Source organism: Marilutibacter maris, assembly GCF_006546735.2.
GTDB classification, from domain to species: domain Bacteria; phylum Pseudomonadota; class Gammaproteobacteria; order Xanthomonadales; family Xanthomonadaceae; genus Marilutibacter; species Marilutibacter maris.
Genome location: NZ_VICD02000192.1, coordinates 1 through 10091, shown reverse-complemented (window position 1 = coordinate 10091; position 10091 = coordinate 1). Strand labels below are relative to the sequence as shown.

The window sequence follows — 10091 nt, the reverse complement described above, 5'->3', positions numbered from 1 at the left end:
CAGGGGGCGATTCGCATCGCAGATGCGAATGGGGGTGTGGAGGCGCAACGGCGGGGCCCGAGGTTTGCGCAGCAAACCTTGGGAGATATCCGGGCGCAGCCGGATATCGTTGGTTGGGACGACTCAGCGGTACCGGTTGATCTGATCGCGCAGGGTGCGTGCCGCGGTCGCGGCGGCGTCCATGTAGTCCTCTCCGTTGGAAGCGTACAGCACCGCGCGCGAGCTGCTGACGATCATGCCGGTGCCGTCGGCGCTCCGGGCGTTGCCGACCACCGCGGCGACGTCGCCGCCCTGGGCGCCGACGCCGGGGATCAACAGCGGCATTTCGCCGACGATCGCACGCACTTCGCGCAGCTGTTCCGGCCAGGTCGCGCCGACCACCAGGGCGCAGTTGCCGTTGCCGTTCCAGTCGCGGGCGATCTTCTCGGCGACGTGCTGGTACAGCGGGCGGCTGCCGCCGTTGCCGGAGACGGTCAGGTCCTGGAGGTCGCCGGCGCCGGGGTTGGAGGTCCGGCACAGGATCACCACGCCGCGGTCGGCGCAGTCGAGGAACGGCTGCAGCGAGTCGTGGCCGAGGTAGGGGTTCACCGTCACCGCGTCGGCGGCGTAGCGGTCGAACGCCTCGCGGGCGTAGTGGGCGGCGGTGCTGCCGATGTCGCCGCGCTTGCTGTCGAGGATCACCGGGATGTCGGGATGGGTCCGGTGCGCATGCTCGATCAGGCGCAGCAGGGCGCTCTCGGCGCCGAGTGCGGCGAAATGCGCGATCTGCGGCTTGAACGCACAGACGTACTCGGCAGTGGCATCGACGATGTCGCGGCAGAACTGGAACACCGCGTCCGGAGTGTCGCTGAAGCGCGCCGGGAAGCGCGCCGGCTCGGGATCCAGGCCGACACAGACCAGGCTGTCGGCGTGCTCCCAGCGGGTACGGAGGGATTGGGTGAAGCTCATCGTCGGCTCCCGGAAGCGCGGTCGCGCGCTCAGTAAGGTTGACCGTCCTTGTGGAAATAGCGCCATTGGCCATCGACCGTGCGTCCTGCCAGGTCGTCGTCGGGATAGTCGACCGCGTCGTCGTCGTGACGACTGCCGATCTCCAGGTACACCACGTCGGTGCCGCCGCGGTTGACCAGGTGGTGGGCATCGCCGCTGCCGGCGGCAAAACCGGCGCACATGCCGGGCGCCAGCGGCGTCTCGCCAGTATCGGTCACCAGCACCGGATGGCCTTCCAGCACGTAGACGAACTCGTCCTCGTGGCTGTGCGCGTGGCGCAGCGCCGAGGCCGTGCCGGGCGGCAGCCGGGTGTGGTTGATACCGAACGCGGTGAGACCGAACAGGTCGCCGAGGGCGCGCTTGTCGCGTCCGGATACGCGCGCGGCGAACGGCTGCGGGTAGCCCGAGCCGGTGCGGGGCGGCAGTGAGCCGATATCCACCGCTGTCCGGGTTGGTTTGTTCGTGCTCATGGCCGGACTCCTGTGCGCTCAGGTCACCACGATCGGTTCGCCGCGGGTGACGATCACGGTGTGTTCGAACTGCGCCGCATAGCCGCGGGGGCAGACCATCGCCCAGCCATCGTCGGCCTCGACGGTGCGGGTGCAATGGGTGGCCAGGAACGGTTCGACCGTGATCACCATGCCATCGTGCAGGCGGCGGCTGTCGCGCGGGTCGTAGTGGCCGGGGATGGTCCCCGGCGCCTCGTGCAGGGCGCGTCCGACACCGTGGCTGCCGAGGTCGCGGATCACCCGGAAGCCACGGCGCGCGGCCACCGCTTCGACGGTGCGGCCGATGCTGTTGAGCGGATTGTCGGCGCGCAGCTGGGCGACGGCGGCGTCGCGCGCCTCGCGGGCGGCGTCGAGCAGGCGCTGCTGGCGCGGGCTCGGGGTGCCGACCACGAAGCTGGCGCCGGTGTCGGCGAAATAGCCGTCCAGCTCGGCGGAAACGTCGATGTTGACCAGGTCGCCGTCGCGCAGCACGGTCGCGTCCGGAATGCCGTGCGCCGCCACCGCGTTGATGCTGATGCAGGTCGCGGCGGGAAACCCGTAGGTCAGCGCCGGCGCCGAGCGTGCGCCGGCCTCCCGCATCAGTTCGGCGCCCAGGGCGTCCAGGTCGCGCGAGACGACGCCTTCGACCGCCGCCTCGCGCATCCGCGCGAGGATGCCGGAGACCAGCGCACCGGCACGACGCAATCCGTCGATGTCGTCCTGGTGTTCGATGGTCATCCGGGAGCCTCCTGCGGGCGGGCGCTGTGGGTGGCGGTCAGCAGAGCACGGCGCGCGGCTTACTTCAACGCCTTGAAGCGCAGCCGGTGCGGGCCCGCGTCGTCGCCGAGGCGGCGCTTCTTGTCTTCCTCGTACTCGCGGTAGTTGCCCTGGAAGAACTCCACGTGCGAGTCGCCCTCGAACGCCAGGATGTGGGTCGCGATGCGGTCCAGGAACCAACGGTCATGGCTGATCACGAAGGTGTTGCCCGGGAACTCCAGCAGGGCGTCCTCGAGCGCGCGCAGGGTTTCGACGTCGAGGTCGTTGGATGGTTCGTCGAGCAGCAGCACGTTGCCGCCCTGCAGCAGGGTCTTGGCCATGTGCAGGCGGCCGCGCTCGCCGCCGGACAGGCTGCCGACCATCTTCTGCTGGTCCTGGCCCTTGAAGTTGAAGCGGCCGATGTAGGCGCGCGACTGGATCTCGATGCCGTTGATGTTGAGGATGTCCAGGCCGCCGGAGACTTCCTGGAACACGTTGTGGTTGCCCTCCAGCTTGTCGCGGCTCTGGTCGACGTAGGCCAGCTTCACGGTCGGGCCGATGTTGATCTGGCCCGAGTCCGGCTGCTCCTTGCCGGTGATCATCTTGAACAGGGTCGACTTGCCGGCGCCGTTGGGGCCGATGATGCCGACGATCGCGCCCGGCGGCACGATGAAGCTCAGGTCGTCGATCAGCAGGCGGTCGCCGAACTTCTTGCTGACGTTCTTGAACTCGATCACCGAGTTGCCCAGGCGCTCGCCCGGCGGGATGAAGATCTCGTTGGTCTCGTTGCGCTTCTGGTAGTCGACCGACTGCAGCTCCTCAAGGCGGGACAGACGCGCCTTGCCCTTGCTGCGGCCGCCCTTGGCGTTCTGGCGGGCCCATTCCAGTTCCTTGGCGATCGCTTTCTGGCGCGCCTTCTCCTGGTTCTCTTCCTGCTTCAGGCGCTCTTCCTTCTGCACCAGCCAGTCGGTGTAGTTGCCCTTCCACGGAATGCCACGGCCGCGGTCGAGCTCGAGGATCCACTCGGCGGCGTTGTCGAGGAAGTAGCGATCATGGGTCACCGCCACCACGGTGCCCGGGAAGCGGGCCAGGAACTGCTCCAGCCACTCGACCGACTCGGCGTCGAGGTGGTTGGTCGGCTCGTCGAGCAGCAGCATGTCGGGCTTGCTCAGCAGCAGGCGGCACAGCGCGACGCGGCGCTTCTCGCCGCCCGACAGCGGCCCGATCACGGCCTCCCACGGCGGCAGGCGCAGGGCGTCGGCGGCGACTTCCAGCTGCTGCTCCAGCAGGTGGGCGTCGCCGGAGGCCAGGATCGCCTCCAACCGCTCCTGCTCCTTGGCCAGGGCGTCGAAGTCGGCGTTCTCGTCGGCATAGGCGGCGTAGACCTCGTCAAGGCGATGCTGCGCCTGCAGGATCTCGCCGACGCCTTCCTCGACCGCCTGGCGGACGGTCTTCTCCGGGTCCAGCTCCGGCTCCTGCGCCAGGTAGCCGACCTTGATGCCCGGCTGCGGACGCGCCTCGCCCTGGAAGTCGGTGTCCACGCCGGCCATGATCCTGAGCACCGTCGACTTGCCGGCGCCGTTGAGGCCGAGCAGGCCGATCTTGGCGCCGGGGAAGAACGACAGCGAGATGTCCTTGATGATCTGGCGCTTCGGCGGGACCGTCTTGGACACGCCGTTCATGGTGTAGATGTATTGCGACATGGGGCTTTGGACTCCGCGTGCGGACGGCGGCCGGCTGCACGGGGGCAGGGCCGCGGGGATTCGGACAGAAGACCGCCAATTATCCCGGAAGCCCGCGGGCGATGCCAGCCAGGGCCTCGCCGGGACCCCGGTGGCGTTCAAGTTTCGCGTAGACTTCGGGGCTCCCCTCCCACGCCACCCATTCGTCTGGAGCCGCAATGTTTCCGCGCGACGCCCGCATTGAAGGATATGACCCCGAACTGGCCCAGGCCATCGCCGACGAGGCACGCCGCCAGGAAGACCACGTCGAACTGATCGCCAGCGAGAACTACGCCAGCCCGCGGGTGATGGAGGCCCAGGGCAGCGTGCTGACCAACAAGTACGCCGAGGGCTATCCGGGCAAGCGCTACTACGGTGGCTGCGAGTACGTCGATGTCGCCGAGAAGCTCGCGATCGAGCGCCTGAAGCAGCTGTTCGGGGCCGGCTCCACGGAAGGCATGTACGCGAACGTGCAGCCGCATTCCGGCAGCCAGGCCAACCAGGCGGTCTACCTGGCCCTGCTGCAGCCGGGCGACACCATTCTCGGCATGTCGCTGGCCCACGGCGGCCACCTGACCCACGGCGCCAAGGTCAACGTCTCCGGCAAGCTGTTCAATGCGGTCCAGTACGGCGTGAACGACCAGGGCCTGATCGACTACGACGAGGTCGAGCGGCTGGCGCTGGAACACAAGCCGAAGATGGTCGTGGCCGGCTTCTCGGCCTATTCGCAGAAGATCGACTGGGCGCGCTTCCGCGCGATCGCCGACAAGGTCGGCGCCTGGCTGTTCGTCGACATGGCCCACGTGGCCGGCCTGATCGCCGCCGGCGTGTATCCGAACCCGCTGCCGCACGCGCACGTGGTCACCTCGACCACCCACAAGACCCTGCGCGGCCCGCGCGGCGGCATCATCGTCGCCAAGGACCCGTCCGAGGAGCTGGTCAAGAAGCTGCAGAGCATCGTCTTCCCCGGCATCCAGGGCGGTCCGCTGATGCACGTGATCGCGGCCAAGGCGGTCGCGTTCAAGGAGGCGCTGGAGCCGGCGTTCACCGAATACCAGCAGCAGGTGGTGAAGAATGCCCAGGCGATGGCCAGGGTGGTGATCGAACGCGGTTACAAGATCGTGTCCGGCGGCACCGAGAATCACCTGATGCTGATCGACATGATCGGCAAGGGCGTCACCGGCAAGGCCGCCGAGGCCGCCCTGGGCCGTGCCCACATCACCGTCAACAAGAACGCGGTGCCGAACGATCCGCAGAAGCCGTTCGTGACCTCGGGCCTGCGCATCGGCACCCCGGCGGTGACCACCCGCGGCTACCTGGAAGCGGACTGCGTCGAGCTGGCGCACTGGATCTGCGACGTGCTCGACGCGCCGGAGGACGAGGGCGTGATCGCTGCGGTGCGCGAGAAGGTCACCGCGCAGTGCAGGAAGTTCCCGGTCTACGGCTGAGCGCGAGAAGAGGGGGGAAGACCCGTGGGAAAAGGAGTGGTTTCGTGATTCTCGACGCGTTTTCCCTCACTCTCGACTGACCCATGCACTGTCCCTTCTGCCAGCACACCGATACCCGCGTGATCGACTCGCGGGTGTCCGACGATGGCGCGACGATTCGCCGTCGCCGGGTCTGCGAGGCTTGCGGCGAACGTTTCTCGACCCTGGAGACGATCGAGCTCAAGTTGCCGGCGATCATCAAGAGCGACGGTCGCCGCGAGGCCTTCGACGCGCGCAAGCTGCGCGCCGGCTTCGATCGCGCGCTGCAGAAGCGGCCGGTGTCGGAGGAGCAGATCGAGGCCGCGGTGCGCGCGGTGGTCCACCAGCTGCGGATGACCGCCGAGCGCGAGCTGCCGTCGCTGCGGGTCGGCGAATTCGTGATGGCCGAGCTGCGCAAGCTCGACCATGTCGCCTACGTGCGCTTCGCGTCGGTGTACCGCGCCTTCGAGGACGTCGCCGATTTCCGCGAGGAGCTGGATCGGCTGGAGAGCGACCATGCCGGCGAGGGCCAGTTGCCGTTGCTGGGCAGCGAGCCGGCGCCGGGTAAGAGCCGCAAACGATGACAATGGAGGCGGCGCCGTTTCCCGCCAGGGAAGGTCTGAACACATCCATCCTGGACGTGTTCAGACGTCGCAAGGTCAAGCCAAGCTCGGCCTTGCTCCCGCCGGATCAAGCACCTGCGTGCTTGATCCGCGCGTGCGCGATCCCTGGCGCACGGAACCTCCGAATTGACCGGAGGTTCCCTGGCAACGCCGCCGACTCCGCCAGTAGCCGGGAGCAAAGATGACCCTGACCCAGCCCGCCTTCAGTGCCACCGACCATGCCTTCATGGCCCGGGCCCTGCGCCTGGCCGAACGCGGTGCCTGGACCACCAAGCCCAATCCGATGGTGGGCTGCGTGCTGGTGCGGGGCGACGAGGTGGTCGGCGAGGGCTGGCACCGGCGCGCGGGCGACGCGCATGCCGAGGTCCACGCATTGCGGGCGGCCGGCGATCGCGCCCGTGGCGCCACCGCCTACGTGACCCTGGAGCCGTGCGCGCATACCGGCCGCACCGGCCCGTGCGCCGAAGCCCTGGTCGAGGCCGGCGTTTCGCGGGTGGTGGCGGCGATGCGCGACCCGTTTCCGGAGGTGTCCGGGAAAGGCTTCGAACGGCTGCGCGCGGCCGGGATCGCGGTCGAATCGGGGCTGATGGAGACCCAGGCGCGCGAGCTCAACCGCGGCTTCCTGTCGCGCGTCGAGCGCGGCAGGCCGTGGGTGCGGGTCAAGCTCGCGACCAGCCTGGACGGGCGCACCGCGCTGGCCAACGGCGAGTCCAAGTGGATCAGCGGCGAGGCGTCGCGGCGCGATGTGCAGCAGTGGCGCGCACGTTCCAGCGCGATCCTGACCGGCGCCGGCACCGTGCTGGCCGACGACCCGCAACTGACCGTCCGCCTCGATGAGGACAGCACCGGCGACGTGCCGGACTTCGTGGCGCCGCTGCGGGTCGTGCTCGACCCCGGCCTGGCCACCGTCGCGCGCGGTCGCGTGCGCGAGGGCGACGCGCCGACCCTGTATGTCCACGCCCCCGATGCCAAGCCGCCGCGCGGGCTCAGTGCCCAGGTCGCGTCGGTGCCGGTGAAGGCGGGGCGTTTCGACCTCGACGCGGTGCTGCGGCTGCTGGCCGAGCGGCACCAGATCAACGAAGTCCAGGTCGAGTCCGGCGCGACCCTGGCCGGCGCACTGCTGGCCGCGCAGCGGGTCGACGAGGTGCTGCTGTACGTGGCGCCGGTGTTGCTGGGGGCGCAGGCGCGGCCGTTGTTCAGCGGCCTGGACGTCAACACCATGGCCGAGCGCCTGCAGTTGTCGTTGGTCGAGACCCGGCAACTGGGCGGAGATACCCGGCTGCTGCTGCGGCCGGCGGCCGTCGCCGCCGGCTGAGCGCGGATGGCGCCGGAGCGGTTCAACGACCATTTCTCCGGCGTCGCCGAAGCCTACGCCGCGGCGCGGCCGGGCTATCCGGACGCCCTGTTCGAGGCCCTGGCCGCGGTCGTCTCCGCCGGCGCCCGGGTCTGGGAACCCGGTTGCGGCAGCGGTCAGGCGACCCGCGGGCTGGCCGCGCGCTTCGCCCATGTCCATGCCACCGATCCCAGCGGCGAACAGCTGGCGCGGCACTGGGCGAACGGCCCGGGCGGCAACGTCGATCTTGCCGTCGAGCCCGGCGAGCGCACCGTGCTGGATGGCGCCAGCGTGCAGCTGGTCGCGGTCGCGCAGGCCCTGCACTGGTTCGACCGCCCGCGTTTCTTCGAAGAATGCCGGCGCGTGCTGGCGCCCGGCGGGGTGCTGGCCGCCTGGGGGTACGCCGACTTCCTGCCGCCGGAGGGCATGGTTGGCGCGGTTGCCGACTACCGGCGGCGGATCGCGCGGTACTGGCCGCCGGAGCGGGCCGAGGTCGACCAGGCCTATGCCGGCTACGACTGGCCGTTCCCGCCGCTGCCGGCGCCGGAGCTGTGGCTGGAGGCGGACTGGTCGCTGCCGCGCTTCTTGCATTACCTGGCCAGCAGCTCGGCGCGCGCGCGCTGCCTGGAGGCGACCGGCAAGGACCCGGTCGCCGCTCATGCCGGTGCGCTTGCCCAGGCCTGGGGCGATCCCGACGAGGCGCGACGGATCAGTTGGCCCCTGTTCCTGCACCTGCGGCGCAAACCCGGATAGCGCTGCGGCCGCGATGGCCTTTGTGGAACGGTGCGTCCCTTGTCCTGGCCGCGGTCATGCCGTGCGCGGGTGCTAGAATTGCCGCGCCGGAGAGCCCCTGGGCCGCCCGGCGATCCACCAACGACGTCTTCAGGGCGGGGTGAGATTCCCCACCGGCGGTAGGCGCCGCGTTCCCCGGAACGCCGCGCGAGCCCGCGAGCGCTTCCCGGTCCATGCGAGTTCCTCGCCGGCGGCCGCGAAGGTCAGCAGATCCGGTTCGATGCCGGAGCCGACGGTTACAGTCCGGATGAAAGAAGACGGCAACGCGCGTCGCGCGGAGACTCCGCGGGGCGTTCGTGCCTCATGCCTTAAGACGTTTTTCGCTCACTGACCGCGGGAAACGTTCATGACCTCCATCCATCGTTCCGTTCAAGCGGCCCCCGTCCGGGAGCTGCGCTGATGTTCACCGGCATCATCGAAGGCGTCGGCCGGCTGGCCGCGACCCAACCCCTGGGCGGCGATGTCCGCCTGCGCATCGAGGCCGGCAGCCTGCCGTTCGACGATGTCGATCTTGGCGAGAGCATCGCGGTCAACGGCGTCTGCCTGACCGTGATCGAGTTCGACGCGCAGGGCTTCTGCGCCGATGCCTCCAACGAGACCCTGGCCCTGACCACGCTCGGCCGCCTGCGGCCGGGGGCGCCGGTCAACCTGGAGCGGGCGATGCGACCGAGCGACCGCCTCGGCGGCCACCTGGTCAGCGGCCACGTCGACGGCCTCGGCGAGGTGGTCTCGATCGCCGACGACGCGCGCGCGCAGCGCTGGCGCTTCGCCGCGCCGGCGCCATTGCTGCGTTACGTCGCGAAGAAGGGCTCGATCTGCGTCGACGGCGTCAGCCTGACCGTCAATGCGGTCGACGACGACGGCTTCGAGGTCGCCCTGGTCCCGCACACCGTCGCCCACACCGTGTTCGCGCACACCGGGGTCGGCGACGCGGTCAATCTGGAGGTCGACACGGTCGCGCGCTATGTCGAGCGCCTGCTGGTGGGCCGTGGTCAGGAGGGCGCCGCATGAGCTTCGCGCCGATTCCCGAGTTGCTGGAGGAGATCCGCAACGGCCGCATGGTGGTGATCGTCGACGACGAGGACCGCGAGAACGAGGGCGACCTGATCATGGCCGCCGAGCTGGTCAAGCCGTCCGACATCAATTTCATGGTCACCCACGCGCGTGGCCTGGTCTGCCTGTCGCTGACCCGCGAGCGCTGCGCCCAGTTGGGGCTGCCGCCGATGGTCCGCGACAACACCTCCCAGCACCACACCAACTTCACCGTCAGCATCGAGGCCGCGGAGGGCGTCACCACCGGCATCAGCGCCTACGACCGCGCGCATACCGTGCGCACCGCGGTGCGTCCGGACGCCAGGCCCGCCGACCTGCACCAGCCCGGCCATATCTTCCCGTTGCAGGCCCAGCCCGGCGGCGTGCTCAACCGCGCCGGCCATACCGAGGCCGCGGCCGACCTGGCGATGATGGCCGGGCTCGAGCCGGCCGGGGTGCTGGTGGAGATCCTCAACGCCGACGGCACCATGGCGCGGCGTCCGCAACTGGAGGCCTTCGCCCGCGAGCACGGCCTGAAGATCGGCTCGATCGAGGAGCTGATCCGCTACCGGCTCGATACCGAGCACACCGTGGAGCGGGTCGATGCGCGGCCGATCGAGACCGAGCACGGCCCGTTCCAACTGGTCACCTACCGCGACCGCCTCAGCCACGGCCTGCATTTCGCCCTGACCCGCGGCGAGGCGGTGGCTTCGATTCCGACCCTGGTCCGGGTTCACGTGATGAACCCGCTCGCCGACGCCCTGCACTGGCGGCGGCCGGATTTCGGACCGGCGGTCGGCGAGGTGCTGGCCACGATCGCCGCCGAGGCGTGCGGGGTGCTGGTGCTGCTGGGCGACCAGCCGGGTCCCGACGCGCTGCTGCGGCGGATCCAG

Annotated in this window: 10 protein-coding genes and 1 riboswitch; of the genes, 6 read left to right on the top strand and 4 right to left on the bottom strand. The window is 69.8% G+C overall.

Annotated features, from left to right (window positions below; all coding sequences use genetic code 11):
* Positions 1-123 precede the first annotated feature (123 nt).
* The 4 genes from pyrF to ettA are packed head-to-tail and all read right to left on the bottom strand — an operon-like array spanning position 124 to position 3934.
* Positions 124-948 (bottom strand): orotidine-5'-phosphate decarboxylase, encoded by an 825-nt coding sequence (gene pyrF / locus FKV24_RS11225; RefSeq protein WP_141482449.1) that lies wholly within the window; start codon positions 946-948, stop codon positions 124-126.
* A 29-nt stretch (positions 949-977) separates the two neighbouring features.
* Positions 978-1457: a cupin domain-containing protein gene (locus FKV24_RS11220; RefSeq protein WP_141482448.1), complete on the bottom strand. Its 480-nt coding sequence runs from the start codon at positions 1455-1457 to the stop codon at positions 978-980.
* An 18-nt stretch (positions 1458-1475) separates the two neighbouring features.
* A complete protein-coding gene (gene map / locus FKV24_RS11215) occupies positions 1476-2213 on the bottom strand; it encodes a type I methionyl aminopeptidase (RefSeq protein WP_141482447.1) in 738 nt (245 codons plus the stop codon).
* Positions 2214-2272: 59 nt separating this feature from the next.
* Positions 2273-3934 carry an energy-dependent translational throttle protein EttA gene (gene ettA, locus FKV24_RS11210; protein WP_111265630.1) on the bottom strand — a complete coding sequence of 554 codons (1662 nt, stop codon included), beginning with the start codon at positions 3932-3934 and terminating at the stop codon, positions 2273-2275.
* Positions 3935-4131: 197 nt separating this feature from the next.
* On the opposite strand from ettA, the gene glyA reads away from it, so the two are divergent.
* The 6 genes from glyA to ribB all read left to right on the top strand — a co-directional run.
* Complete coding sequence (gene glyA, locus FKV24_RS11205; protein ID WP_141482446.1) at positions 4132-5400, top strand: serine hydroxymethyltransferase; 1269 nt, start codon at positions 4132-4134, stop codon at positions 5398-5400.
* Between the two features lie 83 nt (positions 5401-5483).
* Positions 5484-6002: a transcriptional regulator NrdR gene (nrdR, locus tag FKV24_RS11200; protein ID WP_141482445.1), complete on the top strand. Its 519-nt coding sequence runs from the start codon at positions 5484-5486 to the stop codon at positions 6000-6002.
* A 220-nt stretch (positions 6003-6222) separates the two neighbouring features.
* Positions 6223-7356 carry a bifunctional diaminohydroxyphosphoribosylaminopyrimidine deaminase/5-amino-6-(5-phosphoribosylamino)uracil reductase RibD gene (gene ribD, locus FKV24_RS11195; RefSeq protein WP_141482444.1) on the top strand — a complete coding sequence of 378 codons (1134 nt, stop codon included), beginning with the start codon at positions 6223-6225 and terminating at the stop codon, positions 7354-7356.
* Between the two features lie 6 nt (positions 7357-7362).
* Positions 7363-8127, top strand: a complete 765-nt coding sequence (locus FKV24_RS11190) for a class I SAM-dependent methyltransferase (RefSeq protein ID WP_141482443.1) — start codon at positions 7363-7365, stop codon at positions 8125-8127.
* A 121-nt stretch (positions 8128-8248) separates the two neighbouring features.
* A riboswitch (FMN riboswitch) is annotated at positions 8249-8429 on the top strand.
* 136 nt (positions 8430-8565) lie between these two features.
* A complete protein-coding gene (locus tag FKV24_RS11185; protein WP_141482442.1) occupies positions 8566-9177 on the top strand; it encodes a riboflavin synthase in 612 nt (203 codons plus the stop codon).
* A partial coding sequence (gene ribB, locus FKV24_RS11180; RefSeq protein WP_141482441.1) for a 3,4-dihydroxy-2-butanone-4-phosphate synthase occupies positions 9174-10091 on the top strand: 918 nt, incomplete at its 3' end. The genes FKV24_RS11185 and ribB, both read left to right, overlap by 4 nt.